The sequence below is a fragment of the Amycolatopsis ruanii genome, from assembly GCF_003385175.1.
Taxonomy (GTDB): Bacteria; Actinomycetota; Actinomycetes; order Mycobacteriales; family Pseudonocardiaceae; genus Amycolatopsis_E; species Amycolatopsis_E thermalba.
In genome coordinates this window covers 130,721-156,609 of sequence record NZ_PQHY01000009.1, presented here as the reverse complement: position 1 = coordinate 156,609, position 25,889 = coordinate 130,721, and the positions used below count along the sequence as shown (strand labels likewise).

Below are 25,889 nucleotides of genomic sequence, written 5' to 3'. Positions count from 1 at the left end.
CCCCACCATCACCCCCGCGGTGCCCGCCTGGCCCGAAGGGGTGAACCCGCCCCCGCACCACCGATTAGGCTCATCCCGTGATCGAACCGCGCACCGAGACGGCCGAGCCCAGCCTGTTGCGGCAGGCGTGGACCGTGCCGAACCTGCTGTCCCTGCTGCGGCTGGCGGGCGTCCCGGTGTTCCTGTGGCTCCTGCTCGGCCCGAAGGCCGACGGCTGGGCCCTCGCGCTGCTGGTGTTCAGCGGCCTGTCCGACTGGCTGGACGGCAAGCTCGCGCGCTGGCTGGACCAGACGAGCCGCCTCGGGCAGTTGCTCGATCCGGCCGCCGACCGGCTCTACATCGTCGCCACGCTGGTCGCCTTCCTGGTCCGCGGCATCGTGCCCTGGTGGCTCGTCGCGGTGCTCGTCGGGCGCGAGCTGCTCGTCGGTGTGGCCCTGCTGGTCCTGCGCCGCCACGACTACGCCCCGCCCGAGGTCACCTACATCGGCAAGGCCGCGACCTTCGTGCTGATGTACGCCTTCCCGTTCCTGCTGCTCACGCAGGGCGCTTCGACCGCGGCCGCGATCGCCCGGCCCATCGCCTACTCCTTTACCGCGTGGGGCACCGTGCTGTACGTGTGGTCCGGCGTGCTGTACCTGCTGCAGACCTTCTGGGCGGTCCGGCGTGCCAGGGCGGGCGCGCGGATGTAAGACTGCGCGCGAGCATCGCGACGCCTCGCGCGAGCCGGGGCAGGAAAGGGGACGTGGAGTGTCCGCGCCAGAAGAGTTGCGCTACACGGAGGAGCACGAGTGGGTGGCCACCCGTGCCGACGACGTGGTCCGCGTGGGGATCACCGAGTACGCGCAGGACCAGCTGGGTGACGTGGTGTTCGTCGACCTGCCCGAGGCCGGCAAGTCGGTCACCGCGGGCGAGCCGTTCGGCGAGGTCGAGTCGACCAAGAGCGTGTCCGAGCTGTTCGCCCCGGTCGACGGCGAGGTCGTCGCCGTCAACGACGCGGTCGCCGACTCGCCCGAGCTGATCAACAGCGACCCCTACGGCGAGGGCTGGCTCGTCGAGATCAAGGTGAGCGACGCCGACGCCGTGGCGGGACTGCTCGACGCCGACGCCTACAACCGGCTGACCGCAGGCTAGGACCGCGTTTTGGGGGGAGCCGCGGGGGCCGAATCGATCAGGCACGGTACGTTGGCAGCCACAGGTTTTCAGCCAGCGACACATCAGTGGTGAGGAGAGCTCAGGTGAGCACCAACGACGGGCCCGGCGTTCCCCCGGAGCAGTCTCCGGAGCGGACCTCGGTCTTCCGGGCCGACTTCCTGGCGGACGTGGAGGGTCAGGAGGCGCCGACGCCGGAGCCTTCGGTCGCCGGTGTCGACGCGCTGCCGGCCGGTACGGCGTTGCTGGTGGTCAAGCGGGGCCCGAACGCGGGTTCGCGCTTCCTGCTCGACCGGGACACCACGAGCGCCGGGCGCCACCCGGACAGCGACATCTTCCTCGACGACGTCACGGTGTCCCGCCGCCACGCGGAGTTCCGCCGCGAGGGCGGGGAGTTCGTCGTCATCGACGTGGGCAGCCTCAACGGCACCTACGTCAACCGCGAGCCGGTCGACCAGGCGGTGCTCGCGGGCGGTGACGAGGTGCAGATCGGCAAGTTCCGCCTGGTCTTCCTGACCGGCCCGGGGCACGGGGGCCAGGGGGCGCGGTGACGGCTGCCGGGCGGCCACAGCGTGATGGACTGAGCATCGGGGCGGTACTGGCGCAGCTGCGCCCGGACTTCCCCGATGTCACCATCTCCAAGATCCGGTTCCTCGAGTCCGAGGGACTGGTCCGCCCGGGCCGGACCGCGTCCGGATACCGGCAGTTCTCCGCGGCGGACGTCGAACGGCTGCGGTTCGTGCTGGCCGCGCAGCGGGACCACTACCTGCCGCTCAAGGTCATCAAGGAACAGCTCGACGCGGCCGACCGCGGCCTGACCGACGGCCAGCCCCTCGGGAAACTGCCCCGCAAGCTGGTCCCGCTCCCGGCGACCCCGGGCGCGGGGGACGGCCTGCCCCGGCCCGACGACTTCGCGCCGGGCCGCGACGTCCGCCTGACCCGGGAGGACCTGCTCGCCGAGGCCGGCGTCGACGGCGGCCTGCTCGCCGAGCTGGAGCAGTACGGGCTGATCCGCCCCGGCGCCGCCGGGTTCTACGACCCGGACGCGGTGCTGGTGGCCCGCACGGTCCGCGCCATGACCGAGTTCGGCATCGAACCGCGGCATCTGCGCGCCTTCCGCTCGTCGGCCGACCGCGAGGTCGGGCTGCTCGAGCAGATCGTGCGGCCGGTGGCCCGGCACCGGGACGCGGACGCCAAGGCGCGCGCGGACGAACTGGCGCGCCAGCTCGCCGCGCTGTCCGTGACCTTGCACACGCTGCTGGTCAAAGCGGGCATCCGGGACGTGACGGACAGATGAGCGCGACCGGCCGGTCTGGATCTCCGCTGGTCGCGGCTCGCGACGGTAATGACATGGTTTCGGGGCTCCGCAGCGGGCCGCCGATGCCGTACCGTTGGTGATGGATTTGCCGGAACGGTCCATGCGACTGCCACACGGTTCCCGAAAGCGAGCACGGCGTCGGGATGGCGGGTAGCGTCGGAGATGTCGATGCGGGGCCCTCGGACCAGCGCTGCGGCCCGCGCACACGAGAGGGAGGCGAAGCCCGATGAGCGAAATGCGCGTCGTCGGCGTGCGGGTGGAGTTGCCCGCGAACCAGCCGATCTTGTTGCTGCGGGAGGCGCAGGGTGAGCGGTACCTCCCGATCTGGATCGGGTCCGTGGAAGCCACCGCGATCGCGCTCGAGCAGCAGGGCGTCCGCCCCGCCCGCCCGCTGACCCACGACCTCCTCAAGGAGGTCATCGGCGCGCTGGGCCGCGAGCTCGAGCAGGTCGTGATCACCGACCTGCGCGAAGGCACGTTCTTCGCCGAACTGGTCTTCGACGGCAACGTCCGGGTGTCCGCGCGGCCGAGCGACTCGGTGGCGCTGGCCCTGCGCGTCGGGGTGCCGATCCACGCGGTGGACGCGGTGCTCGACGAGGCCGGGCTCATCATCCCGGACGAGCAGGAGGACGAAGTCGAGAAGTTCCGCGAATTTCTCGAATCCGTCTCGCCGGAGGACTTCCGCGGCGCGGACACCTGACCGCCCGCCCTCCGGCGGCGCCGAAGGGGTCTTCCCGGCTCGAGCACCGGCCGGGAGGGCCCCTTCGGCGCGTTCCGGGGCCGCGCACGGTGCCGGCGGCGGAAAATTACCCGTCCGGGTAACCGTGGTCGGGGCGTCTTGACCGGTCAACTCTCGAGACACCGTCGAGGCGGGCCGCGCGTCGCGTTGACCAGGGGCGCGCCCACGCATACCGTCGATGGCGGTAAATCGCTTCGGTGTGATTCGGCCGCGGCGCGGTCACTGGGGCACAGTGCGGTCACGAGCGCGGGGCGGTTTACCACTGCCGCGGGTCCTGTCCAGGGCCCCGGGTGCTTGTTTCGACCGGCCGCACCGGCCGGGCGAGGGGAGGCATGCGTGGTCGACGAAAGGCCGGTTCAGGTCGTGCCCGGGGAGCAGGGTGAGCTCTTCCCGGACTCGTCCCTGCCTGACGAGCTGGTCGGATACCGGGGTCCCGCGGCCTGTCAGATCGCCGGCATCACCTACCGGCAGCTGGACTACTGGGCGCGCACCGGGCTGGTCGCGCCGAGCATCCGCACCGCCCACGGTTCGGGCTCGCAGCGGCTGTACTCGTTCAAGGACATCCTCGCCCTCAAGATCGTCAAGCGTTTACTCGACACGGGCGTCTCGCTGCAGAACATCCGCGTGGCCGTCGAGCACCTGCGCAAACGCGGTGCGCGTGACCTGGCGAAGGTCACGCTGGTCTCCGACGGCACCACGGTCTACGAGTGCACCTCGCCGGAGGAGATCGTGGATCTGCTCCAGGGCGGCCAGGGCGTGTTCGGGATCGCGGTGAAGGTGCCGATGCAGGAGATCAGCGGCACGATCCACGACTTCCCGGCCGAGCGCGCCGACGGTGGCGAGGTCGAATCGGTCGTACCCGACGAACTCACCCAGCGCCGCAACGCTCGCCGGACCGGGTGATCGTCCGGCCGAACCGGGGAGTAGGGTACTGATCGCGGTCGCCGAAGCCGCGCGGGAGAGACCGGGCCACCACCAGCGCGCCCGGCGCCGAAGGAGCAAATCCTCCCCGGAACCTCTCAGGCACCCTGGACCGCGCGGACGAGACGCCTCTGGAAAGCGGGCCGACGGGCACAACTCCGTCCGGCCCCGCCGAAGGTGCAAACCCGGCTCAACTCTCGGGTGAACCTCTCAGGCGCCCTGACGGGGCACGACAGAGTGGGGAGGGCCCGGAACTGGGGGTTCCGGGCCGGCCGGCGGCTTGCGCGTCAGCTGGGCACCTTGTCCAGGAATCCCAGCACCTGGCTGATGCGGCCGTTGTCGATCACCACCACGTCGAAGCCGATGACGAGCGGCTCCGCGGCACCGGGCGCGCCCAGGTGCCAGGTGAACCGCGCCTGGTCGTGGTGGCCGTCTACGGCGCCGCCGAGGCTGAAGGTCAGCCCGGCGAACTGCGCCTGCGCTCCGGCGACGAACCCGTCGATCCCGTCCGTGCCGCGCACCGCGCCCAGCGGGTCGGTGTAGGTGGCGTCCGGGGTGAACAGGTCCTCCACCAGCGCCCGGCGCTTGTCGGCGTCGGTCTCGTTCCACACGTCGATGTAGCGGTGGGCGAGGGTGGTGTAGTCGGACATTCGATCCTCCTGATGTGGTCGGTGTGACCTGATCACGATCTCCCGGAACGCGCGGCGCGTCGATTACGCCGGAGGTAATGGCGGCCGTGCCCCCGAACCCCGTAACTTCGCACGGGTGACGACCATGCAGCGCCCCGTGGGCGAGCAGTTGCGGAACTGGCGGGAACGCCGACGGCTGAGCCAGCTCGACCTCGCCCTGTCCGCCGAGATCTCCACGCGCCACCTGAGTTTCCTGGAAAACGGCCGGTCCCAGCCCAGCCGCGACATGGTGCTGCGCCTGGGGGAGCGGCTGGAGGTGCCGCTGCGGGAACGCAACCGGCTGCTGCTGGCCGCCGGCTACGCCCCGGTGTTCCCGGAGACCCCGCTGCCCGACGTGGGCGCGGCGCTCGACGCCGTCCGGCACCTGCTCGCCGGGCACGAGCCGTACCCGGCGGTGGTCGTGGACCGCAACTGGGACCTCGTCGAGAGCAACAGCGGCATCGCGTTGCTGACCGATCTCGCCGACCCGGCCCTGCTGGAGCCGCCGGCCAACGTCCTGCGGATCGCGCTGCACCCCCGTGGCCTGGCGCCGCACGTGATCAACCTGGGGCAGTGGCGGGCCGAGCTGCTGGGACGGCTGCGGCGCCAGGTGGAGATCACCGGGGACCCCGATCTGGCCGGCCTGCTGACCGAGGTGAGCGGGTACCCGTGCGACGATCCGGTGGACGAGGCGCCGGCCGGGTCGGTGTTCGTGCCGGTGCGGCTGCGCCGCGGGGACGCCGAGCTGACCCTGCTGTCGGTGGTCGCGACCTTCGGCACCGCGCTGGACGTCACGCTGGCCGAGCTGGTGATCGAGTCGTTCTACCCGGCGGACGCGGCCACCCGCGAGGTGCTCACCCGGTCAGCGTGACCACCGGCGCCCCGCACCGGCCCGGGCCGGTGCGGGGCGCCGGATCTGCCCGGTGCGGTGGTGGCCCGGAGGGCGGAGCCGGTCCGGGTCCTCAGGCGCCGGGGGTGAGCACCCGGGCGAAGTCGGCCTTCTGCGCGGGTTCCTGCAGGTAGTTGCGGAACACCTGGGAGGCGCGCTGCTGGACCTCGTCCACGGCGTCGGCGGTGAGCACCGCGCACGGGTAGTCGGCGGTGGGGGTGGTCGCCAGCGGTTCGGCCGGGGAGGTCAGCAGGGCGGGCCGGGCGGCGCTCAGCTGGGTGATCGTCGCCGTGGTTTCCGGGATCCACACGGCGGGCTGGCCGCCGATCGAGTCGAGGTTGCCGCGGCCGGTCAGGGCGAGCAGGACGCGCTGGTCGTCGATGGCCTGCACCCGGACGTGGACGCAGTGCGCGCGCACGACGGTCCTCGCCTGGTTCCACCGCTCGGCGGCGGCGGTCACCGCGGGCGCCACGGACGGGGCGGCGACCACGCTGAGGGTGGAGTCGCCCTCGGCGCAGGCGCTGGCCTGGGCCTCGGCGCGGCTGTTGAGGATGCTGTCGGCCCAGCCCCAGCCGAGGAGCCCCAGGACGAGCAGCACGACGAAGCTCGCGGCGACGATCGGCCACTTCGCGATGCCGCGCTTGGTCTCGCCGAGCACGCGGTGCGAGCCGGTCGCCTCCCCGGGCGGCGCGACGCGGTGCGAGCCGGTCGATTCGCCCGGCGAGGCCCGCCGGCGGCCGAGCTGGGGACGCCCATCCACCGCGAGGACCTGCCGGGTGCCGGCGCTCCGGCCCGCGCGGCCACGCCGCGAGCCCGACGCCTCACCCACCGCACGCTGGCTGCCAGTGAACTCAGCGGCGCCCGCGCGGCGGCTGCCGGTGGTTTCGGAGACGCCCACGGCGGCGCGGCGGCTGCCGGTGGTGTCGGCCGTGATCGCCCGGCGGCTGCCGGTGGTTTCGCCGGGCGCGGTGCGGTAGCCGGAGTCGAGGGCGCGGCGGCTGCCTGTCGCCTCACTGGGGGTGGTGCGGTAGCCGGAAGCCTCACCCGCTGCGCGGAAACCCGGCCGATAGCCGCTCCCGTCGACGGCGCCCGGAGTGCGGCGGCCCGTCGTCTCACCAGGAGCGTCCGGCACGCGCCGGTACCCGCTCGCCGGGCCGGGATCCACTGGGAAGGCCCCCACGACCTCGCCCGGCCGCGGCGCCGCGGTCCGAGTCTCAGGACGGCCGTGAGCGGGGTCGTCGCCCCTGCTGTGTCGCCCCATACGTGCTCTTCCTCAACTCTCCGTGTGCTCCGACAAACGATGTTCACCCTAACAGGGGTTCGCCGTTAGCGAAACGTGATGAACCCAAGAAAATCGCAGGACTGAGCGTTACCGCTCTGCTGCGAGCAGCGTCCGGCAGTGCTCGATCAGCCGAGTGCGCAGCGGGTCCGCCCGGGCCGCGAACGCCGCCTGGGCACGCGCGTACTCCGCGCGCCCCCGGGCGGTCTCGATCCGCACGGGGGAGTAGCCGAGCCCGGACAAATCGTACGGGCTGGCCCGCATGTCCAGCTCCCGGATCTCCACCGCCAGCTCGAAGCAGTCCGCGACCAGCTCGGACGGCACGAACGGGTCGAGCTTGAACGCCGCCCGGTACAGGTCCATGTTGGCGTGCAGGCACCCCGGCTGCTCCAGCTCCACCTGCCGCTCCCGCGACGGCTCCAGCGCGTTGCGCGGCCGCGCCGGCGGGGTGAAGAACCGGAACGCGTCGTAGTGTCCACAACGGAGCTCCAGCGACTCCACCACGGTGTCGGTGCCCGCCGGCCCGAGCCGCAGCGGCAGCTGGTTGTGCCGCACCTGCCCGGGCGGCTGCCGGTACACCATCGCCCACTCGTGCAACCCGAAACAGCTCAGCCGCGGCGCGCGGGACGCGGTGGCCTCCAGCAGCACGAGCAGCGCCCGCACCGTCGCCACCCGCTTGGCCGACAACTCGCCGACCACCACGCCCCCCTCGGCCTCCCGGAAACCCGGCCGCTCCAGGAACTCGCGGGCGCCCGCGAGCACCACACCCGGCCCCGGGCTCCACCGCTCCAGGTGCGCGGGGCGGTGCGGGTAGTACTGGAACAGGAAGTCGTGCACCGGGTGCTTCTCGCCCCGCGACCGGCGCTCCTGGTAGGGCACGGTCCAGCGGCGGACCCGCGCGACGTGCTCGCGTTCCCGGGCCCGCCACTCGTCCTCGGTCAGCACCCGCATCACGCCGTCACGTGCGTCCCGTCGCGCACCGTGCCCACGTACTCCTCGACCAGGTCCTCCAGCGCGACGACACCGATGATCGTGCCGTCGGCGTCCCGCGCGCGGGCCAGGTGGCTGCCCTCGCGCCGCATCGCGGACAGCGCCTCGTCCAGGCGGGCGTGCACCGGCAGATCGGTCAGCGGCCGCGTCCTGTCCGCCGGGACCGTGCTCCCCGCGGGCTCGCCGATCTGGTCGAGCACGTCCTTGACGTGCAGGTACCCGATCAGCTCACCGCCGGCCGACCGCAGCGGGTAGCGCGAGAAGCCGGTCGAGGACACCGCCGCCTCCACCTCGCCCACCGTCGGCGCGCTCGGCAGGGTGGTCAGCTCCGCGGTGGGCACCAAGACGTCGGCCACGGTCTTCTCCACCGACGACAGCGTCTGGCTCAGCCGCTCGTGCTCGGACTGCTCCAGCAGGCCCTCCCGGCGCGACTCGGACAGCAGCTCGGCCAGCTCGTCGGAGGTGTAGGCGGTCTCCAGCTCGTCCTTGGGCTCGACGCGGACCACCCGCAGCAGCGCGTTGGCCATGGCGTTGAGCAGCCAGACGAACGGGTTGGTGAGCTTGACCCAGCCCACGTGGATCGGCACCAGCCACAGCGCCAGCCGCTCCGGTTCGGCGATCGCGAGGTTCTTCGGCACCATCTCGCCGATCAGCACGTGCAGGACCGTGATGAAGGCCAGCGCGATCGCGAACGACACCGCGTGCAGCACCACGTCCGGCAGGCCGATCAGCTCGAACAGCCCCTCGAGCTGGTGTGCCACCGCCGGTTCGCCGAGGCGGCCCAGCAGCAGGGAGCAGATCGTGATGCCCAGCTGGGCGCCGGCGAGCATCTGCGACACGTGCCTGCTCGCGTTGATCACGATCCGGGCCCGGGTCTTGCCCTGCTCGAGCAGGGCCTCCAGGCGGTCGCGGCGCGAGGAGATCAGGGTGAACTCCGCGCCCACGAAGAACGCGTTGAGCAGCAGCAGGACGACGATCAGGAAGATGGCGAGCCCGTCGTTCACCGCGCCACCTCCGGCCGCGCCCCGGCCAGCGGCCGCAGGCTCACCTCGGCGATCCGCAGCCGGTCCATCGCGGACACGGTCAGCCGCCAGCCGTCGACCTCGGTGGAGTCACCCGGCTCGGGGATGCGGCCGAGCCGCTCCAGCATCAGGCCCGCGATCGTTTCGTAGTCGCCGTCGGGCATCCGGAACCCGGTGATCTCGGTGACCTCGTCGGCGCGCAGCTGCCCGGACACCAGCCAGGTGTCGGTGCCGACGCGCTGCGAGGACGGCGCCTCGCCGGTGTCGTGCTCGTCGCGGACGTCGCCGATGATCTCCTCGACCACGTCCTCCAGCGTCACCAGGCCGGCCGTGCCGCCGTACTCGTCGACGACCATGGCCAGCTGGAAGCGCGAGTCCCGCAGGCGGGACAGCAGCGCGTCACCCGGCAGCGACTCCGGCACGGTGGGCACCGGGCGCATCACCGAGCCGATCCGCACGGTGCCGCGCTCGGCGGCGGGCACCGCGAAGGCCTGCTTCACGTGCACCGCGCCCTGCACGTCGTCCAGGTCCTCGGTGTAGACCGGGAACCGCGAGAACCCGGTGCGCCGGGACAGCTCGACGAGGTCGTTGATCGTCTCGCCGACGGTCAGCGACTGGACCTGCACGCGCGGGGTCATCAGCTCCTCGGCGGTGCGGTCGCCGAAGCGCAGCGACTTGTCCAGCAGCTGCGCGGTCGAGGTGTCGAGCGTGCCGCTTTCCGCGCTGGTGCGCACGATCGAGCCGAGCTCCTGCGGCGAGCGCGCCGAGCGCAGCTCCTCCTGCGGCTCGATGCCGAACTTGCGCACGACCCAGTTGGCGCTGTTGTTCATCAGCGTGATCAGCCAGCGGAACAGCGCCGAGAACCGGGAGTGGTAGCCCATCACGGCCCGCGCGGTCTCCAGCGGCTTGGCCACGGCGAGGTTCTTCGGCGCCATCTCGCCCAGCACCATCGACAGGATCGTCGCCAGCAGCAGCGCGATGACCAGGGACGTGCCCGCGGCGAGGCCGTCGGACAGCCCGGCGCCGGTGAGCAGCGGGCGGACCAGGTTGCCGATCAGGGGCTCCGCGACGTACCCGGTGACCAGGGTGGTCAGCGTGATCGCGACCTGCGCGCCGGAGAGCTGGAACGACAGCGTCGAATGCGCCTTGCGGACCGTGTGGGCCCGTTTGTCACCGACCTGGCGGACGTGCGCCTCGACGGTGCTGCGCTCGAGGGCGGTGAGGGAGAACTCGGCGGCCACCGCGAGACCGGTGCCGACGGTGAGCAACACGAAGAAAACGACTCCGAGAACGGAGAGGAGCACTTCCATCATCGGCCATCACGGTCCTGAACCGGGCCGGGGAGGTGCTCGGGAACGCCGGGTTCGCCACCCGGCTTCGTACTGTCACCAGGTGACTGCGCGTCGCGCACGAAAGAAGTCACTCCTTGGGAGTTGGCTGAAAGTGTGCCGCCATGATACCCGCCCGCGCGTGCGCACGAGTGGTATCGGCGCTGGTGAGCGTGTCAGGACTCGGCGGCGGCCCGCGCCCGGTGCCGTCGCACGCTCTCCTCGACCAGGTCGAGCACCGGCCCGAGGTCGTCGGCGGGCAGGCCCATCGCCAGGTGCGAGACCAGGCCCTCCAGGACCAGCTCCAGGTACGCGGTGAGCACGTCCACGTCCACGTCGTCGCGGAGGTTGCCGGCCTGGCGCTGCCACTGCAGGCGCTGCCGGGTCGCGGCGGTCAGCTGCTGCGAGCGCTCGGCCCAGCGGCCGCGGAACTCCGGGTCGGTGCGCAGCCGCCGGGAGACCTCCAGGCGGGTGCCCAGCCAGTCGGCGGGGTGGTCGCTGCCCTCGGCGAGCAGGTCGCGCATCACCTGCACCAGGCCCTGCTGGGCCACGACGTCGGCCATCCGGGCGGCGTCCTCCTCCGCGAGGGCGAGGAAGAGTGACTCCTTGTCACGGAAGTGGTGGAAGATCGCGCCCCGGGACAGCCCGGTCGCTTCCTCCAGCCTGCGTACCGTGGCACCCTCGTAGCCGTACCGGGCGAAACAGACACGGGAACCGTCGAGGATCTGGCGCCTGCGCGCTTCGAGGTGGTCCTGGCTCACCCGGGGCATGGCTAGATCCTGACACCGGGTGCCCGGTTTTCGCAAACCGTACGTACTTACTGCAATTCTTCCGGATCTCCCGCGCCGTGGCCTGTCCGGTCCGTTCGACGCCTGAAATTGTCGGTGCCCGCGTGTAGCTTCCGAAGACGAGTGCTCCGCAGAGATTGGACACGACATGACAACGGCTCGGCCCGTTTCTCCCGCCCCGGGCGGGGCGGTGGCGGCGAAGGTGGTTTCCGACCGCGCCGAGGGTGAGGCGTACGTGGCGTCCGTGTGCTTCAAGCACGGCCCACCGCGCCTGCTCGGCGTGGAGCTGGAGTACACCGTGCACTACGCCGGCGCCCCCCGAAGACCACTCGACCCTGATGACCTCGCCCGTGCGCTCGGCCCGCACGCCCCGCGCACCCTCAGTCCCGACAGCCCGGCCCGCCCGTTGCCGGCCGGCTCCCCGCTGACTCTCGAACCCGGCGGCCAGGTGGAGATCTCCGCCCTGCCCCAGGCCTCGCTCCGCGAGCTCGCCGCGGCGGTCACCGCCGATCTGGAACACCTCACCGGACTCCTCGCCCGCCACGGGTTCGTCCTGCGCGACGACGGCATCGACGCCCACCGCGCACCGGCCCGGCTGCTCGACACCCCCCGCTACGCCGCGATGGAACGCCGGTTCGCCCCGATGGGCCCCGGCGGGGTCACGATGATGTGCAGCACCGCCGGCCTGCAGGTCTGCGTCGACGCCGGGGAAGCCGACACGTTCCCGGCCCGCTGGGCGGCGATCCACGCGCTCGGGCCGCCGCTGCTGGCCCTGTTCGCCAACTCGCGGCGGCACGCGGGCCGCGACACCGGCGCGGCCTCGGCCCGCTGGCTCGCGGTGATGAACACCGAACCGTGCCGGACCGCGGCAGCCGCGTGCGGCCCGGACCCGGTGGACAGCTGGTCCCGCCGCGTCCTGGACACGCCGCTGCTGGTGGTGCGCCGGGGCGGGGAGCCGTGGGACGCGCCGGAGGACCTGAGCTTCGCCGGCTGGGCCACCGGCCGCGGCGCCGGGCGGGTCCTGCGGCGGCCGACGCTGGCCGACCTCGACTACCACCTGTCCACGATGTTCACCCCGGTGCGGCCCCACGGTTACCTGGAGGTCCGCTACCTCGACGCCCAGCCGCGGCACCGTTGGCTGCACCCGGTCGCCTTGCTGACCGCCCTGCTCGACCGGCCGTCCACTGTGGACCGCGTGCGCGAGGTGTGCGCGCCCGTCGAAGGGGAGTGGGAAAGGGCCGCGCGCGCCGGGATGGCCGACCCGCTGATCGCGGCGGTGGCCCGCGAGGTCGCCGACCTCGGGTGCGCCGAGCTCGGCCGCACCGATCTGACCGAGGAGACCGTCGACCGGATCAGCGAAGGCGTGCAGCGGCTCGCGCACGCCGGGGAGGGGACGAAATGACCGAGGTGTCGCCGCTGACCGAGGCGCCGAACCCGGTGCGGGACCTGCCCGCCGAGGCCCTGCGGTCCCGCGCGGCCGCGGCGCTGGAGCGGGCCCGCGCCCGCAGCACCGCGCTCACTGGCGCGGTGGACGACGACGACCTCGTCCGCCAGCACTCGAAGCTGATGTCGCCGCTGGTCTGGGACCTCGCGCACATCGGCAGCCAGGAGGAGTTGTGGCTGGTGCGGGACGTGGGCGGCCGGGAGCCGCTGCGGCCCGACATCGACGACCTCTACGACGCCTTCCAGCACCCGCGCGCCACCCGGCCGTCGTTGCCGCTGCTGGGCCCGGCGGAGGCGCGCGCGTATGTCGCCGAGGTGCGGGCCAAGGCGTTCGACGTCCTGGAGCGCGCCCCGATGACCGGCCGCCCGCTCACCGAGGCCGGGTTCGCCTTCGGCATGATCACCCAGCACGAACAGCAGCACGACGAGACCATGCTGGCCACCCACCAGCTGCGCCGGGGCGATCCGGTGCTGCACGCGCCCGAGCCGCCGCCCGCCCGGTCCGGGCCGCTGCCCGGGGAGGTCCTGGTCCCGGCCGGCCCGTTCGTGATGGGCACCTCGCTCGAGCCGTGGGCGCTGGACAACGAGCGCCCCGCGCACGAGGTCCACGTGGACGCGTTCTACCTGGACACGGTGCCGGTGACCAACGGCGCGTACGTGGAGTTCCTCGAGGCGGGCGGCTACGAGCAGCGCGAGTGGTGGAGCGCGGCGGGCTGGGAGTACCGCACCGCGCACGACATCACCGCGCCGCGGTTCTGGCGGCGCGAACCGGACGGCTGGTGGCGCGTCCGGTTCGGGGTGCACGAACCGGTGCCGGCCGGTCAGCCGGTGGTGCACGTGTCGTTCCACGAGGCCGAGGCGTACGCGAAGTGGGCCGGCAAGCGGTTGCCGACCGAGGCGGAGTGGGAGAAGGCCGCCCGGTTCGACCCGGCGACCGGGGAGTCCCGGCGGTACCCGTGGGGCAACGACGATCCCACGCCCGAGCACGCGAACCTGGGCCAGCGGCACCTGTCCCCGGCCCCAGCGGGCGCCTACCCGAAGGGTGCCTCGGCGTTCGGCGTGCACCAGCTGATCGGCGACGTGTGGGAGTGGACGAGCACCGACTTCGCCGGCTATCCGGGCTTCCGCGCGTTCCCCTATCGGGAGTATTCGGAGGTGTTCTTCGGGCCGGAGTACAAGGTGCTGCGCGGCGGTTCGTTCGGCACCGACGCGGCGGACGCGCGCGGCCCGTTCCGCAACTGGGACTACCCGATCCGGCGGCAGATCTTCTCCGGGTTCCGGTGCGCGCGGGACGTCCCGCCGGGCGAGCGGGCCTGAGATGTGCCGTCACGTGGGTTACCTGGGCCCGCCCCGCTCGCCGGTGGACGCGGTGTTCGACGCGCCGTACTCGCTGCTGCGCCAGACCTACGCGCCGCGGGACATGCGCGGCGGTGGTGTGGTGAACGCCGACGGGTTCGGGCTGGGCTGGTACGACGACGGGCCGGAGCCGGTGCGGTACCGGCGACCGGTTCCCCTGTGGAGCGACCACGACCTGCCGCGGCTGGCGCGATCGGTCCACAGTGGCGCGTTCGTCGCCGCGGTGCGCAACGGCACCACCGGCATGCCGTCCGGGGAGGGCGCGTGCGCGCCCTTCACCGGGGGCCGGTGGCTGTTCAGCCACAACGGGATGGTGCGCGGCTGGCCGGACAGCCTCGCCGTGCTCGCCGGGAAGCTGCCCGTCACCGACCTGATGACGCTGGAGGCGCCCACCGACTCGGCGGTGCTGTGGGCGCTGCTGCGCGAGCGGCTCGCGGCGGGGGAGGACCCCGCCGGGGCGGTCGCCGACCTGATCGCGCAGGTCGAGCGGGCCGCGCCGGGGTCGCGGCTGAACTTCCTGCTCACCGACGGCACCGTGCTGGTCGGCACGGCCTGGACCCACGCCCTGTCGGTGCGGGTCGAGGGCGAGGCCGTCCTGTTCGCGTCCGAACCGCTCGACGACGCGCCCGGCTGGTCGGAGGTGCCGGACCGGCACCTGGTCCGCGCCGAGCACGGCGCCGTCGAAGTCATCCCCCTCAACGCCGATCGGAGTGTTCCCTGATGACCGAGTCCGAACTGGACATTCACCGCAGCGCCACCGACATCGCCGAGGCGCTGCGCGCGGATGTGCGGGAGGGGCTGTCGGCCGAGCAGAAGTGGCTGCCGTCCAAGTGGTTCTACGACGCGACGGGAAGCCGGCTGTTCGAGGACATCACCGCGCTGCCCGAGTACTACCCGACGCGGTCCGAACGGGAGGTGCTGGCGCGGGAGGCCGGGGCGATCGCGCGGATCACCGGCGCGCACACGCTGGTCGAACTCGGTTCCGGGTCGAGCGAGAAGACCCGGCTGCTGCTGGACGGGTTGCGCGATCACGGCAGCCTGCGCACGTTCGTGCCGCTGGACGTGTCGGAGTCGGCGCTGGCCGAGGCGGTGGAGGCGATCCAGGCCGGCTACCCGGGGCTGGACGTGCGCGGGGTGGTCGGCGACTTCACCGAACACCTGGGCCTGCTGCCCGGTGAGCCGCCGCGGCTGGTGGCGTTCCTCGGTGGCACGATCGGCAACTTCCTGCCGGCCGACCGCGGCAAGTTCCTGCGCTCGGTGCGGGACGTGCTCGCCGGTGGTGAGTGGTTCCTGCTGGGCACCGACCTGGTCAAGGACGCGGAGACGCTGGTGCGCGCCTACGACGACGCGGCCGGGGTGACGGCGGAGTTCAACCGCAACGTGCTGCGGGTGGTCAACGAGGTGCTGGGCGCGGACTTCGACCCGGACTCCTTCGAGCACGTGGCCCACTGGGACGCCGGGAACGAGTGGATCGAGATGCGGCTGCGCGCCCCGGAGGCGGTGCGCGTGTCGATCCCGGGCGCGGGCATGGAGGTGTCGTTCGAGGCCGGGGAGTACATCCGGACGGAGATCTCGGCGAAGTTCCGTCGCGAAGGAGTGACCACCGAACTGGCCGTCGCGGGCTTCGAGGTGGCGCACTGGTGGACCGACGCCCAGGGGCGCTTCGGGGTGTCCCTGGCGCGCGCGGTGAGCTAGCTGTTCTGTCCCGTGAGGTTGGGTATGCGGGTGGCGGTGGGCCGCCGATGCTGGTGTGGTGTCGGTGATGGTTGTAGTGGTGGAGGAAGTGGGGCAAGGCGGCGCGCCGTTGGGTTTCTGTGTGGTAGGGGTGGGCGTAGGCCCATTCGTTGAGCAGGGTGCGGTTGAAGCGCTCCACTTTGCCGTTGGTTTGGGGGCGGTAGGGGCGGGTGCGTTTGTGCTGGATGCCGGCGGCGGTGAGGGTGTCGCGCCAGTCGCGTGAGCGGTAGCAGGAGCCGTTGTCGGTCAGCACCCGCTGCACGGTGATGCCGTGGGAGGCGAAGAACGCCTGGGCCCGGGTCCAGAACGCGACCGCGCTGGTCGTGGTCTCGTCGGGCAGGATCTCGGTGTAGGCCAGGCGGGAGTGGTCGTCCACGGCGTTGTGCAGGTAGCTGTAGCCGATCTGGGGTTTGCCGTGGGGGTAACGGGCGGTGGTGGTGGCCTTGCGGTGCTGGTTGCCGGTGGCGCGGTCGCAGATCTTGTGGCCGCCGCCGTCGGGGATGTTGCCCAGCTTCTTGATGTCGACGTGCACCAACTCGCCCGGGGTGGCCCGTTCGTAGCGGCGCACCACCCGCCCGGTGGCCCGGTCCAGATCAGCCAGCCGCGCCAGGCCGTAGCGGGCCAGCACCCGATGCACCGTGGAGGCGGCCAACCCCAGCAGGGCAGCGATGCGGGCGGGTCCCCACCGGCGCAGCACCCGTACCTTGATGATCCGGCGCTCGGTGCGTGTCGGGGTCCGGTGGGGACAGGTGTGTGGCCGTGAGGAGCGGTCCACCATCCCGGCCTCACCCTCAGCGCGGTAGCGGTCAGTCCACCGCTTAGCGGTGGCCACCGACACCTGGAACCGCTCCGCCGCCCGCCGCAGCGGCCACCCCTCCTCCGCGACACACCGGGCCAGACGCAGCCGACCGGTCGGGGTCAACGGGGCGTTACCGTGAGACACGAGGACCTCCCGAGGTGCGGTGCAGATTGTGGTGATCCACACCGAACCCGGAGGCCCTCCCTATTTCAAGATCATCATCTACACATCTCCACGTCCACAACTCCCCGGGCAGTACAGCTAGTGCGTGTTTTGTCAGCGGGGCAGCCCCGCGTTGATCGAGGCGATCATCGGTACCGCCTCGAAAACGCGCGGCGAGCTTGTCGTAGCGGGTGGCCACTGCCCGGTTGCGTTTGAGCCGGTTGATGCAGCACCGCGTGCCGCTGCTTGGAGACCTCTGGATCGAACGCTGGTGGCCGGCCAGCCACACGGCTACAACGCCGCAGGTAGCCGCGGTCAGCGCGGGAGCTGCAGGCATTGTCGGCCAGCACCCGATCCGGCCGGGTCCGTGCTCGACCACCGGCGATACGGGCCGCCCGAACACCCTCCGACACCACCGGAAACTGAGGGCTGTCGGCTCGTTGTCCGGCGGTCACCAGCAACGGCAACGGCTTCTGGCCCTGCTCGGTAGCCAGATGAGTCTTCGTCGTGAACCCGCCCCGGGAGCGGCCGAGCCCGTGTTCAGCAGGTTCGGCGTCGATCCCGGCGGGCGGTTCGACCTGCGGATCCCCCTTGGCCGTGCGCCAGCCGCATGCTGGGGCGCCCGGCTGGTCGTGGAATGCACACTCACAGCCCAGGTGATCAATCCGGCGGCATTCGCGCGAGCCTGCAGGCCGGGGAGGATCCGCTTCCCCGTGCCGTCACGTTGCCAGCGTCGGAACAACCCGTACCCCGTCTGCCACGGCCCATCGACCTGGGGGATGTCTCGCCAGGGTGCACCGACCCGGATCCGCCAGCGGATCCCGTTGATCAGCGACCGTTCGGTCCACTTCGCGAGCGGCCAGGCTTTCTGCCGATGCGCAGCAGTGGTTCCAGTGCCGTCCAATGCCGTCGGTCAGGTCCGCTCGCCCCGTCACGCCCCGACGCAATCGTCATCGCCATCACACCAGCTCCCAGCTTTGAAACACGCGCTAGCCGCGGTGGTGACCGGCACCCCAATGCGGGGTGATCGGTGGCGGGAGCGGGCGGGTGGTCCAATAGGGGTCGTGAAGAATCCGCTTCCGCTCCTGGCCCGCAGGCTGGGCACCCGGCCGTGGCTGATGCGGCTCGCGAAGGTCATCATCTGGGCCGACAAGCGGCTGCACGGCCTGTTCGGCGGGCGGGTCAGCCTGGTCGGCATCGCGGGCCTGCCGTCGCTGCGGCTGACCACCCTGGGGCGCAAGAGCGGACTGCCCCGCAGCACGAACCTGCTGTACTTCCCGCACGAGGACGGCTTCGTGCTGGTCGGCTCCAACTGGGGCCGTCCCCGCGATCCCGGCTGGACCTACAACCTGCGCGAGCACGCCGAGGCCACGGTCGCCATCCGCGGACGCGAGATCCCGGTGACGGCGAAGCCCGTCAAGGGCGAGGACTACGACCGCATGTGGCAGCGCTTGCTCGACTTCTGGCCCGGCTACGAGATGGAGCGCCTCGCCGCCGGCCGGGAGCTGCCGATCTTCCTGCTCACGCGCCGCTAGCTGGAGGGATCATGGGGAGTCAGGACCGGCAACGCCCTGGCCTGCCGCCGCTGGCACGCCTTCCGCACCCAATTTGTGTATAACGACCTATACGGCGCGACCTTCCTAAAACTTTTAGGAAGTATCTGATAGCCTTTAGGCATGGTGCGAGCGGGACTGACCGCGGAGCGGGTGGCCCAGGCCGGTGCGGAGCTGGCCGACGAGGCCGGGTTCGACGCGGTGACCCCGTCGGCGCTGGCGCGGCGCCTCGGGGTTCAGGTGGCGAGCCTGTATTCGCACGTGCGCAGCGCCCACGACCTCAAGGTCCGCATCGCGCTGCTCGCGCTGGGGGAACTCGCCGCGCGGGCCGCCGAGGCGCTGGCCGGGCGCTCGGGCAAGGACGCCCTGGTCGCGTTCGCCGGCGTCTACCGGGACTACGCCCGCCGGCACCCCGGCCGGTGGGCCGCGGCGCAGTTCCGGCTCGACCCGGAGCACGCCGCCGCGAGCGCGGGACCCGAGCACACCCGGATGATGCGGGCGATCCTGCGCGGCTACGACGTGCCGGAAGCCGACCACCCGCACGCCGTCCGTCTGCTGGGCAGCGTCTTCCACGGCTTCGTCGCGCTCGAATCGGGCGGCGGGTTCGGCCACAGCGCGCCCGGCGCCGGCCAATCCTGGACGCGAATCCTCGAGGTCCTCGACGCCACCCTGCGAAACTGGCCGGAACGGACCGGATCATGATCACCACACCGCTGACCGCGGACCTGCTGCGCGGCGCGCTGGACCTGGAAACCACCGCGCACGGCCTGCTGCCGCACCGCCTGCCCGCGTGGGCGCGCGCGAGGGCCGACGCGCAGCTGGCCATGGCGGAGTCGCAACCCTCCGGCGTGCGGCTGGCGATCCGGACCCGGGCCACCGTCGTCGAGCTGGACGCGCTGCGCACCGCCCGCGCGTACGTGGGCGCCCCGCCGCGCCCGGACGGCGTGTACGACCTGTTCGTCGACGGCCGGTTCACCGCCCAGCGCGGCGTCGGCGGCGGCAACACCGTCCACCTCGACCTGTCCAGCGGCGCCGCCCGGATGGAGCCCGGGCCGCCCGGCACCGTGCGGTTCGACGGTCTGCCCGGCGCGGACAAGGACGTGGTGATCTGGTTGCCGCACAACGAGATCACCGAGCTGATCGCGCTGCGCACCGACGCGCCGGTCGAGCCGTCGCCGTCGCGGGGCCGCGTGTGGCTGCACCACGGCAGCTCGATCAGCCACGGCTCGGACGCCGCGAGCCCCGCCACCACGTGGCGAGCGGTCGCCGCCCGGCTGGGCGGCGCCGAGCTGGTCAACCTGGGCTTCGGCGGCAGCGCGCTGCTCGACCCGTTCACCGCGCGCGTCATGCGCGACACGCCCGCCGACCTGATCAGCGTCAAGATCGGGATCAACCTGGTGAACAGCGACGTGATGCGGCTGCGGGCGTTCACCCCGGCGGTGCACGGGTTCCTCGACACGATCCGCGACGGGCACCCGGACGTGCCGCTGCTGGTCGTCTCGCCGATCCACTGCCCGATCCACGAGGACACGCCCGGCCCCGGCGCGTTCGACCTCGCCGCGTTGCGGGCGGGCGTCGTGCGGTTCCGGGCCACCGGCGACCCCGCGGACGCCGCCGCGGGGAAACTCACGCTGCGCGTCATCCGCGACGAGCTGGCGCGGATCGTCGAGCAGCGCGCCGACGAGAACCTGCACTACCTCGACGGACGCGAGCTGTACGGCGAGGCCGACTACGCCGGACGCCCCCTGCCCGACGGCCTGCACCCCGACGCGGACACCCACCGGAGCATGGGGGAGCGGTTCGCCGGGCTCGCCTTCACCGGCCCGTTCGCGGCGCGTCAGTCCAGGCAGGACCGCAGCGCGTCCAGGTAGGCGGTCGTGTTCGGCGCGTTCAGCAGGCCCGGCGCCATCCGGTTCATGACGTAGGCGAAGGTCAGGCGCCGGTCGAGGTCGTTGACCACCACCGAGCCGCCGAAGCCGCTCCACCAGCACGTCCGGCCGTCCACCGCGTAGCCGAGCCCGAACCGGACCGGCGCGCCCAGCACCCGGTCCACGCCATCGGCCTGCACGTCGAAGATCCGGTCCACAGTGGACTCCGACAGGTAACGCCTGCCGTCGATCACGCCGCCGTGGGAGACGACCGATTGCAGCCGCGCCACCGAACGCGCGTTGCCCTGCCCGTTCAGCCCGCCCAGCTCGGCCGTGAGGAACGGCCGGGTGGTCGTCACCGCGGGCGGGATCAGCGGATTCGTCAGCGTCCGGATCGCCACCGCGCCGAGCGCGGCGTAGTCCACCCCGGACGACGGCGGCGGAACCAGCGTGGCGAGCCGGGAATCGAGGTCCGGCGGGGCGCCCAGCCAGTAGTCCGCCCCGAGCGGTTCGGCGAACTCCGCGCGCAGCACCGTGCCCAGCGACCGCCCGGTCACCCGCCGGACCAGCTCGCCGACCAGGTGCCCGTGGCTGACCGCCTGGTAGCCGGAGCCGTCGCCGGGTGTCCACCACGGCTCCTGGGCCGCCAGCAACGCGGCCGCTCGCGTGGTGTCGCAGACGTCGTCCAGCGTCACCGGCGCGTCCCACCCGCACACGCCCGACGTGTGGCCCAGGACGTGCCGCACCAGCACGCCTTCCTTGCCCGCGGCGCCGAACTCCGGCCAGTACCGCGCCACCGGCGCGTCCGGATCCAGCAGGCCCCGGTCGGCGAGCGCGAGCGCCACCAGCGCCACCATGGTCTTGGTCAGCGAGTACGTGGTCACCAGCGTGTCCCGCGTCCACGGCACGCCGGGGGAGGCGAAGCCACCCCACAGGTCCACCGCCACCACGCCGTCGGCGATCACGCAGACCGAGGCGCCCGCTTCGTCGCCGTCGCGCAACCGCTTCGCCAGCAGGTCGCCGAGCGCGGCGAACCGCGCGTCGCAGTGCCCGTTCACGTCAGGGCCGCCGCCCGCTTCCGGCCCGCCTCGATCTCCCGGTGCAGGTCCCGGACGTAGCGGGCGAAGTCGAGCTGGATGGTGTGCCGCGGCGCGGAGTAGTACTGCCCGAGGTGCTTGGCCTCGTCACGCGCGATGACCGCCGTCATCTCCGCCACGGCCGGCAGTTCGTACTCCCCGGTCAGGTGCGCGGCGATCAGCTTGCTCTGCTGCTCGGCCAGGTTCACGATCGTCGGGGACGCCTGCGCGAGCCCGGCGAAGTACAGGTTGCCGACGCCCGGCTTGACGATCCGCTTGAACAGCGGCATCCGGTGCTCGGCGTCCGGCAGCAGCTCCGGGTCGTCGAAGAACGGGAACGCCATCCGGTAGCCGGTCGCGCACACGATCACGTCGGCCTCGATGCGGGTGCCGTCCACGCACACCACGGCGTCGCCGTCCAGCCGCTCGATCGCGGGCACGCACGTCAGATCGCCCGAGCCGGCCTTGGCGAGGAAGTCCACGCTCACCGACGGGTGCGCGGACAGCGGCTCGTGGTCCGGCTTGGGCAGCCCGTAGTCCTCCATGTTGCCCAGCGTCTTCTTGATGGCCCGCCGGGACAGGGCCAGGCCGAGCTTCTTCGGCATCCACGGCGGCATCATCATCTTGTCCGCCGGTTTCCCGCCGCGGTACTTGGACAGCACCCACACCCCGCGCCGGGCGGACACCCAGACGTGCCGGGCGATCGCGCGGTGCGACAGCTCGGAGGCGATGTCCAGCGCCGAGTTCCCCATGCCCACCACCACGATCCGCTTGTCCCGCATGTCGACCGGGTCGAACGGGCTGCGGTAGGCGTGGCTGTGCAGGACCGGCCCGTCGAAGGTGCCCGGGTAGTCCGGCAGGTACGGGTTCCAGTGGTGGCCGTTGGCGACCACGAGCGCGTCGTAGGTCCGGGTCTCGCCGGTGGACAGGGTGACCCGCCAGGTGCCGCCGGACTGCCGTGCCGCGTGCTCGACGGCGGTGTTGAAGGTGATCGTGTCGCGCAGGCCGAAGTGGTCGACGTAGTCGCGGAAGTACTGGTGGATCAGCGAATGGTGCGGGAAGTGCGGCCAGTCCTCGCCCGCCGGGAAGTCCTCGAACTGCAGCCGCGTGGTCGAGGTGTCGATGTGCAGCGACTCGTAACAGGCCGAGCGCCCGTTGGGGTTGCCGAAGTACCAGTTGCCGCCGACGTCGTCGGACATCTCGAAGCAGTCGTAGGGGATGCCGTGGTCGCGCAGCCGCTTCGCGGTGGTGAAGCCGGAGCAGCCGGCGCCGATGATGCAGACGGTCGGGAGTGAACTCAACGCGTACCTCCTGTGCCGGCCACGATGCCGCAGTCACTGTGGCACGTTCGCTGACGCTGTGTCCAGTGAGTAGGCTGACCGTTATGACCCTGCGCGAGCGGCAGAAGCAGCAGACCCGGCGTGACCTGCTGGAGCAGGCCAAGGCGTTGTTCGTCGAGCGTGGCTACGCGGCGGTGACGATCGACGACATCGTCTCCGCGGTCGGCTGCAGCCGTGCGACGTTCTACCTGCACTTCACCGGCAAGCCCGAGGTGCTGCAGAAGATCGGCGCGGAGACGATGGCGCGGCGCGCGGTGGCGGTGTACGCGGAGCTGGACGAGGTGCTCGACTCCGGGTCGCGTGCCGAGTTCACCCGGTGGATGCGGCGCGCGGTGGCGTGGTTCGAGGAGAACCAGGCGATCCTGCCGGCGTGGGACGAGGCGGTCGCGCTCGAACCGGAGTTCCGGGCGATCGCCAAGCGCGCGGTCGACGAGCTGCCCGCCGCGATGCCGCGCTACCTGGCCCGCTGGGGGCCGGACCGCCGGGCCGAGGCGCACCTGCGGATCGAGCTGCTGGTCAGCCAGCTGGAGCGGTTCTTCACCCGGTGGGCGGTGCAGGGCACGATCACCTCCACGGCCGACGAGGCCGCGCAGGTGCTCAGCGACATCTGGTTCCCGGCCCTGCGGCCACCGCGCTGAGACGGTCGCCGTCTCAGTCGGATGCCAATCGGATATTGGACATCTCGGTGCCGGGGTGCGATGGTCGGAGGCATCTCTGCCCAGCCGTGAAAGGACGACGGATGTCCGTGGATGTCGTGATCTGCGAGCCCCTGCGCACGCCGATCGGCCGGTTCGGCGGAGCGCTGGCCGGGCAGACCCCTGCCGCGCTCGCCGCGCACGTGCTGGCCGCCGTGGTGGAGCGCACCGGCGTGGACCCGGAGCGCGTCGACGAGGTCATCCTCGGGCACGCCTACCCGACCTCGGAGGCGCCCGCGCTCGGGCGCGTGGCTGCTCTGGACGCCGGGTTGCCGGACACGGTCACCGGCATCCAGATCGACCGCCGCTGTGGTTCGGGCCTGCAGGCCGTGCTGGACGCCGCGATGCAGATCCGCGCCGGGTTCAGCGAGGTGGTGCTCGCCGGTGGCGCGGAGGTGATGAGCGCCGCGCCGTACTACACGCACGAGGGCCGCTGGGGCATCAAGGGCGCCGGGCTGCAGCTGCACGACTCGCTGGCGCGCGGCCGGGCCACCGCGGGCGGGGTCCACCACCCGATCCCGGGCGGGATGATCGAGACCGCGGAGAACCTGCGGCGCGAGCACGGCATCTCCCGCGAGGACCAGGACGCGCTCGCGCTGCGCTCGCAGCAGCGGGCGGCCCGGGCGATCGAGGGCGGGCTGTTCAAGGAGGAGATCGTCCCGGTCACCGTGCGCTCCCGCAAGGGCGAGACGGTGGTCGACGCCGACGAGCACCCGCGCCCGGACACCACGGCCGAGGGCCTGGCGAAGCTGAAGCCGGTCATGATCCGCACCGACCCGGAGGCGACGGTCACCGCGGGCAACGCGAGCGGCCAGAACGACGCGGCGGCGGCGTGCCTGGTCACCAGCCGGGAGACCGCCGAGAAGCTCGGGCTGCGCCCGCTGGTGCGGCTGGTGTCGTTCGCGCGCGCCGGCGTGCCCGCGGAGACGATGGGGATCGGGCCGGTGCCCGCGACCCGGGCGGCCCTGGACAAGGCCGGGCTGTCGCTGCGCGATCTGGACCTGATCGAGCTGAACGAGGCGTTCGCCGCCCAGGTGCTGGCCTGCACCCGCACGCTCGGCCTGAGCGACACCGACGAGCGGCTCAACGTCAACGGCTCCGGCGTGTCGCTGGGCCACCCGGTAGGCGCGACCGGCGCCCGGATCCTGACGACGCTGGCGAGGGAACTCACCCGCCGCGAGGCGCGCTACGGCCTGGAAACGATGTGCATCGGCGGCGGCCAGGGCCTGGCCGCGGTGTTCGAGCGCGTGGCCTGACCGGCGTGGTTCATCGCCGCCCCTGGTGCTCCACTGTGGACACCCGGCGTTCGGTGAGCCGCCGGATGAGTGGCGCGAGCGCGAACAGGATCGCGGCGAGGACGACCGCGCCCAGGCCGAGCAGGCCGAAGTAGGCGGCCGCCGACCCGGCGTCGTAGAACTTCACCAGCTGCGCCCCGATGCCCTGCCCGGCGGCGTTCGACGACAACCACAGGCCCATCGTCTGCGTGGCGAACGCCGCGGGCGCCAGCCGGGTCGTCGCGGACAAACCGATGGGGGACAGGCACATCTCGCCGATCGTGACCACCGCCAGGCTGCCGATCAGCCACAGCGGGCTGGTCTGGCCGGGGCTGGCCGCCGGGACCACGAGCATCAGGTACGACAGCCCGGCGATCGCCAGGCCGGCCGCGAACTTGTGCGCCGTGGCGGGGGAGCGGGCGGACCGGTCCAGGCGCAGCCACATCACCGCGAACACCGGCGTCAGCACGATCAGCACCAGCGACCCGACCGACTGGAACCACGACGCCGGGATGGTGAACCCGAACGCGCCCAGGTCGGTGCTCTCGTCCGCGTACTGGGCGATCACCGTCGCACCCTGCTCCTGGATGCACCAGAACGCGACCGCGGCGACGAACATCGGGATGTAGCCGCGCACCCGCGCCCGCTCGGCCGCCGTCGTGCGCCTACTGCGCAGCATGACCGTGAAGTAGCCGACGGGCAGCGCGATCGCGAGCACGCTGATCAGGTCGACGATCCGGCCCGGGCCGAGCGCACCGGTGCCCACGGCCACGGACAGCACGGCGACGAGCACCGCGATCCCGGCTGCCACCGCGGCCAGCCGCGCCCGGGGAACCTCGCCCAGCCGCAGCGGGTTCTTCGGCGCGTAGCTGAGCGGGCTCAGGTGGCGCTGGCCGCGCACGTAGACGACGAGGCCGAGCGCCATGCCGATCGCCGCGAGACCGAACCCGAGGTGGTAGTCGTAGTTCTCGCCGACGGTGCCGACGATCAGCGGCGCGGCGACCGCCCCGACGCTGATCCCCATGTAGTAGATGCTGAACCCGGAGTCGCGCCGCGGATCGTCCGGCGCGTAGAGGTCGCCCACCGACGAGGAGATCGTCGGCTTCAGCAGCCCGGTGCCGCTCGCGATGAAGATCATCGACGCGAACAACGCGCCGGCGCCGGCGGGGATCGCCAGGCAGACGTGCCCGCACATGATCAGGACACCGCCGGTCAGCGTCGCCCGCCGGTCCCCGAGCAGCCGGTCGCTGATCCAGCCGCCCAGGATCGCCGCCATGTACGTGGCCGAGCCGTAGACCGCGATCAGCGATTTCGCGCTGCCCGGGTCGATGCCGAGCCCGCCGTCCAGAATCCGGTCGGTCATGTAGTACAGCAGCAGCGCGCGCATGCCGTAGTAGGAGAACCGTTCCCACGCCTCGGCGAAGAACAGCCCGACCAGCCCGCGCGGCTGGCCGAAGAACATCCGATCCGTACTCGCCACGGCCACGCCCACCCTCCG

The 25,889-nt window shown here is 72.2% G+C and carries 27 protein-coding genes, 1 pseudogene and 1 riboswitch; of the genes and pseudogenes, 17 read left to right on the top strand and 11 right to left on the bottom strand.

Annotation, left to right across the window (positions count from 1 at the left end; translation table 11 throughout):
* The first annotated feature begins 77 nt into the window (after nucleotides 1-77).
* The 6 genes from D0D28_RS07500 to D0D28_RS07475 all read left to right on the top strand — a co-directional run bounded on the left by D0D28_RS07500 (nucleotide 78) and on the right by D0D28_RS07475 (nucleotide 4,109).
* Nucleotides 78-689, top strand: a complete 612-nt coding sequence (locus D0D28_RS07500) for a CDP-alcohol phosphatidyltransferase family protein (protein WP_094005299.1) — start codon at nucleotides 78-80, stop codon at nucleotides 687-689.
* A 58-nt stretch (nucleotides 690-747) separates the two neighbouring features.
* Nucleotides 748-1,131, top strand: a complete 384-nt coding sequence (gene gcvH / locus D0D28_RS07495; protein ID WP_094005300.1) for a glycine cleavage system protein GcvH — start codon at nucleotides 748-750, stop codon at nucleotides 1,129-1,131.
* A 104-nt stretch (nucleotides 1,132-1,235) separates the two neighbouring features.
* Entirely contained in the window at nucleotides 1,236-1,700 is a 465-nt protein-coding gene (garA, locus tag D0D28_RS07490) for a glycogen accumulation regulator GarA (protein WP_017988089.1), read from the top strand.
* Nucleotides 1,697-2,446 (top strand): transcriptional regulator FtsR, encoded by a 750-nt coding sequence (locus tag D0D28_RS07485; protein ID WP_162831004.1) that lies wholly within the window; start codon nucleotides 1,697-1,699, stop codon nucleotides 2,444-2,446. Before garA ends, D0D28_RS07485 begins: the two co-directional genes overlap by 4 nt.
* A 247-nt stretch (nucleotides 2,447-2,693) precedes the next feature.
* A complete protein-coding gene (locus tag D0D28_RS07480; protein ID WP_017988091.1) occupies nucleotides 2,694-3,167 on the top strand; it encodes a bifunctional nuclease family protein in 474 nt (157 codons plus the stop codon).
* A gap of 375 nt (nucleotides 3,168-3,542) precedes the next feature.
* Nucleotides 3,543-4,109, top strand: a complete 567-nt coding sequence (locus tag D0D28_RS07475) for a MerR family transcriptional regulator (RefSeq protein WP_094005301.1) — start codon at nucleotides 3,543-3,545, stop codon at nucleotides 4,107-4,109.
* 42 nt (nucleotides 4,110-4,151) lie between these two features.
* Nucleotides 4,152-4,252, top strand: a riboswitch (glycine riboswitch).
* A 162-nt stretch (nucleotides 4,253-4,414) separates the two neighbouring features.
* Here the strand turns inward: D0D28_RS07475 and D0D28_RS07470 are convergent.
* On the bottom strand, nucleotides 4,415-4,777 hold the full coding sequence (locus tag D0D28_RS07470) for a nuclear transport factor 2 family protein (protein WP_094005302.1): 363 nt from the start codon (nucleotides 4,775-4,777) through the stop codon (nucleotides 4,415-4,417).
* 124 nt (nucleotides 4,778-4,901) lie between these two features.
* On the opposite strand from D0D28_RS07470, the gene D0D28_RS07465 reads away from it, so the two are divergent.
* Nucleotides 4,902-5,666: a helix-turn-helix transcriptional regulator gene (locus D0D28_RS07465; protein ID WP_094005469.1), complete on the top strand. Its 765-nt coding sequence runs from the start codon at nucleotides 4,902-4,904 to the stop codon at nucleotides 5,664-5,666.
* A 91-nt stretch (nucleotides 5,667-5,757) separates the two neighbouring features.
* Here D0D28_RS07465 and D0D28_RS36605 read toward each other — a convergent pair whose 3' ends face one another.
* Nucleotides 5,758-6,444 carry a substrate-binding domain-containing protein gene (locus D0D28_RS36605; protein ID WP_116110172.1) on the bottom strand — a complete coding sequence of 229 codons (687 nt, stop codon included), beginning with the start codon at nucleotides 6,442-6,444 and terminating at the stop codon, nucleotides 5,758-5,760.
* A gap of 85 nt (nucleotides 6,445-6,529) precedes the next feature.
* Here D0D28_RS36605 and D0D28_RS37295 point away from each other — a divergent pair, with 85 nt between their 5' ends.
* On the top strand, nucleotides 6,530-6,661 hold the full coding sequence (locus D0D28_RS37295; RefSeq protein WP_275895889.1) for a hypothetical protein: 132 nt from the start codon (nucleotides 6,530-6,532) through the stop codon (nucleotides 6,659-6,661).
* Between the two features lie 392 nt (nucleotides 6,662-7,053).
* On the opposite strand, the gene D0D28_RS07455 is transcribed toward D0D28_RS37295, so the two are convergent.
* From D0D28_RS07455 to D0D28_RS07440, 4 genes are all read right to left on the bottom strand, one after another.
* Nucleotides 7,054-7,914 carry a 3-methyladenine DNA glycosylase gene (locus D0D28_RS07455; RefSeq protein ID WP_116110167.1) on the bottom strand — a complete coding sequence of 287 codons (861 nt, stop codon included), beginning with the start codon at nucleotides 7,912-7,914 and terminating at the stop codon, nucleotides 7,054-7,056.
* Nucleotides 7,914-8,957 (bottom strand): hemolysin family protein, encoded by a 1,044-nt coding sequence (locus tag D0D28_RS07450; RefSeq protein ID WP_094005304.1) that lies wholly within the window; start codon nucleotides 8,955-8,957, stop codon nucleotides 7,914-7,916. The genes D0D28_RS07455 and D0D28_RS07450 overlap by 1 nt, the downstream gene beginning before the upstream one ends.
* Nucleotides 8,954-10,288 carry a hemolysin family protein gene (locus D0D28_RS07445; RefSeq protein ID WP_094005305.1) on the bottom strand — a complete coding sequence of 445 codons (1,335 nt, stop codon included), beginning with the start codon at nucleotides 10,286-10,288 and terminating at the stop codon, nucleotides 8,954-8,956. The genes D0D28_RS07450 and D0D28_RS07445 overlap by 4 nt, the downstream gene beginning before the upstream one ends.
* Before the next feature lie 191 nt (nucleotides 10,289-10,479).
* Nucleotides 10,480-11,073, bottom strand: coding sequence for a TetR/AcrR family transcriptional regulator (locus tag D0D28_RS07440; RefSeq protein WP_094005306.1), 594 nt, complete (start codon nucleotides 11,071-11,073; stop codon nucleotides 10,480-10,482).
* A 166-nt stretch (nucleotides 11,074-11,239) separates the two neighbouring features.
* Between D0D28_RS07440 and D0D28_RS07435 the strand changes: the two genes are divergently transcribed.
* Genes D0D28_RS07435 through egtD form a run of 4 tightly spaced genes read left to right on the top strand, consistent with a single transcriptional unit; the run spans nucleotide 11,240 to nucleotide 15,585 of the window.
* Complete coding sequence (locus tag D0D28_RS07435) at nucleotides 11,240-12,493, top strand: glutamate-cysteine ligase family protein (RefSeq protein ID WP_116110166.1); 1,254 nt, start codon at nucleotides 11,240-11,242, stop codon at nucleotides 12,491-12,493.
* Nucleotides 12,490-13,851 carry an ergothioneine biosynthesis protein EgtB gene (egtB, locus tag D0D28_RS07430; protein WP_205413201.1) on the top strand — a complete coding sequence of 454 codons (1,362 nt, stop codon included), beginning with the start codon at nucleotides 12,490-12,492 and terminating at the stop codon, nucleotides 13,849-13,851. The genes D0D28_RS07435 and egtB overlap by 4 nt, the downstream gene beginning before the upstream one ends.
* 1 nt (nucleotide 13,852) lies before the next feature.
* Nucleotides 13,853-14,611, top strand: coding sequence for an ergothioneine biosynthesis protein EgtC (gene egtC, locus D0D28_RS07425; protein ID WP_116110165.1), 759 nt, complete (start codon nucleotides 13,853-13,855; stop codon nucleotides 14,609-14,611).
* The gene (gene egtD, locus D0D28_RS07420) at nucleotides 14,611-15,585 is read left to right on the top strand and encodes an L-histidine N(alpha)-methyltransferase (protein WP_116110164.1); all 975 of its coding nucleotides are present in this window, start codon (nucleotides 14,611-14,613) and stop codon (nucleotides 15,583-15,585) included. The genes egtC and egtD overlap by 1 nt, the downstream gene beginning before the upstream one ends.
* Here the strand turns inward: egtD and D0D28_RS07415 are convergent.
* A pseudogene (locus D0D28_RS07415) lies at nucleotides 15,582-16,567 on the bottom strand (IS481 family transposase). The gene egtD and the pseudogene D0D28_RS07415 overlap by 4 nt on opposite strands.
* 469 nt (nucleotides 16,568-17,036) lie before the next feature.
* Nucleotides 17,037-17,489 carry a transposase gene (locus tag D0D28_RS37580; protein WP_429727768.1) on the bottom strand — a complete coding sequence of 151 codons (453 nt, stop codon included), beginning with the start codon at nucleotides 17,487-17,489 and terminating at the stop codon, nucleotides 17,037-17,039.
* A gap of 160 nt (nucleotides 17,490-17,649) precedes the next feature.
* Here D0D28_RS37580 and D0D28_RS07405 point away from each other — a divergent pair, with 160 nt between their 5' ends.
* From D0D28_RS07405 to D0D28_RS07395, 3 genes are all read left to right on the top strand, one after another.
* A complete protein-coding gene (locus tag D0D28_RS07405; protein ID WP_094005310.1) occupies nucleotides 17,650-18,120 on the top strand; it encodes a nitroreductase family deazaflavin-dependent oxidoreductase in 471 nt (156 codons plus the stop codon).
* 141 nt (nucleotides 18,121-18,261) lie between these two features.
* A complete protein-coding gene (locus D0D28_RS07400; protein WP_116110163.1) occupies nucleotides 18,262-18,840 on the top strand; it encodes a TetR/AcrR family transcriptional regulator in 579 nt (192 codons plus the stop codon).
* Nucleotides 18,837-20,009, top strand: coding sequence for a GDSL-type esterase/lipase family protein (locus D0D28_RS07395; RefSeq protein ID WP_116110162.1), 1,173 nt, complete (start codon nucleotides 18,837-18,839; stop codon nucleotides 20,007-20,009). The genes D0D28_RS07400 and D0D28_RS07395 overlap by 4 nt, the downstream gene beginning before the upstream one ends.
* Here the strand turns inward: D0D28_RS07395 and D0D28_RS07390 are convergent.
* Nucleotides 19,976-21,064 carry a serine hydrolase domain-containing protein gene (locus D0D28_RS07390; RefSeq protein WP_094005313.1) on the bottom strand — a complete coding sequence of 363 codons (1,089 nt, stop codon included), beginning with the start codon at nucleotides 21,062-21,064 and terminating at the stop codon, nucleotides 19,976-19,978. The genes D0D28_RS07395 and D0D28_RS07390 overlap by 34 nt on opposite strands.
* On the bottom strand, nucleotides 21,061-22,383 hold the full coding sequence (locus tag D0D28_RS07385; protein ID WP_094005314.1) for a flavin-containing monooxygenase: 1,323 nt from the start codon (nucleotides 22,381-22,383) through the stop codon (nucleotides 21,061-21,063). Before D0D28_RS07385 ends, D0D28_RS07390 begins: the two co-directional genes overlap by 4 nt.
* An 83-nt stretch (nucleotides 22,384-22,466) precedes the next feature.
* Here D0D28_RS07385 and D0D28_RS07380 point away from each other — a divergent pair, with 83 nt between their 5' ends.
* Nucleotides 22,467-23,060, top strand: a complete 594-nt coding sequence (locus D0D28_RS07380) for a TetR/AcrR family transcriptional regulator (protein WP_094005315.1) — start codon at nucleotides 22,467-22,469, stop codon at nucleotides 23,058-23,060.
* Nucleotides 23,061-23,161: 101 nt separating this feature from the next.
* The gene (locus D0D28_RS07375) at nucleotides 23,162-24,373 is read left to right on the top strand and encodes an acetyl-CoA C-acetyltransferase (RefSeq protein ID WP_116110161.1); all 1,212 of its coding nucleotides are present in this window, start codon (nucleotides 23,162-23,164) and stop codon (nucleotides 24,371-24,373) included.
* Nucleotides 24,374-24,383: 10 nt separating this feature from the next.
* Here the strand turns inward: D0D28_RS07375 and D0D28_RS07370 are convergent, their stop codons facing one another.
* On the bottom strand, nucleotides 24,384-25,871 hold the full coding sequence (locus D0D28_RS07370) for a peptide MFS transporter (protein ID WP_233157244.1): 1,488 nt from the start codon (nucleotides 25,869-25,871) through the stop codon (nucleotides 24,384-24,386).
* Nucleotides 25,872-25,889 lie beyond the last annotated feature (18 nt).

Coding starts and splice junctions, on each gene's coding strand:
- D0D28_RS07480 (WP_017988091.1), top strand. CDS start 2,694: ATGAGCGAAATGCGCGTCGTCGGCGTGCGGGTGGAGTTGCCCGCGAAC.
- D0D28_RS07470 (WP_094005302.1), bottom strand. CDS start 4,777: ATGTCCGACTACACCACCCTCGCCCACCGCTACATCGACGTGTGGAAC.
- D0D28_RS07465 (WP_094005469.1), top strand. CDS start 4,902: ATGCAGCGCCCCGTGGGCGAGCAGTTGCGGAACTGGCGGGAACGCCGA.
- D0D28_RS07455 (WP_116110167.1), bottom strand. CDS start 7,914: ATGCGGGTGCTGACCGAGGACGAGTGGCGGGCCCGGGAACGCGAGCAC.
- D0D28_RS07445 (WP_094005305.1), bottom strand. CDS start 10,288: ATGATGGAAGTGCTCCTCTCCGTTCTCGGAGTCGTTTTCTTCGTGTTG.
- D0D28_RS07440 (WP_094005306.1), bottom strand. CDS start 11,073: ATGCCCCGGGTGAGCCAGGACCACCTCGAAGCGCGCAGGCGCCAGATC.
- D0D28_RS07435 (WP_116110166.1), top strand. CDS start 11,240: ATGACAACGGCTCGGCCCGTTTCTCCCGCCCCGGGCGGGGCGGTGGCG.
- egtB (WP_205413201.1), top strand. CDS start 12,490: ATGACCGAGGTGTCGCCGCTGACCGAGGCGCCGAACCCGGTGCGGGAC.
- egtC (WP_116110165.1), top strand. CDS start 13,853: ATGTGCCGTCACGTGGGTTACCTGGGCCCGCCCCGCTCGCCGGTGGAC.
- egtD (WP_116110164.1), top strand. CDS start 14,611: ATGACCGAGTCCGAACTGGACATTCACCGCAGCGCCACCGACATCGCC.
- D0D28_RS07400 (WP_116110163.1), top strand. CDS start 18,262: ATGGTGCGAGCGGGACTGACCGCGGAGCGGGTGGCCCAGGCCGGTGCG.
- D0D28_RS07395 (WP_116110162.1), top strand. CDS start 18,837: ATGATCACCACACCGCTGACCGCGGACCTGCTGCGCGGCGCGCTGGAC.
- D0D28_RS07380 (WP_094005315.1), top strand. CDS start 22,467: ATGACCCTGCGCGAGCGGCAGAAGCAGCAGACCCGGCGTGACCTGCTG.
- D0D28_RS07375 (WP_116110161.1), top strand. CDS start 23,162: ATGTCCGTGGATGTCGTGATCTGCGAGCCCCTGCGCACGCCGATCGGC.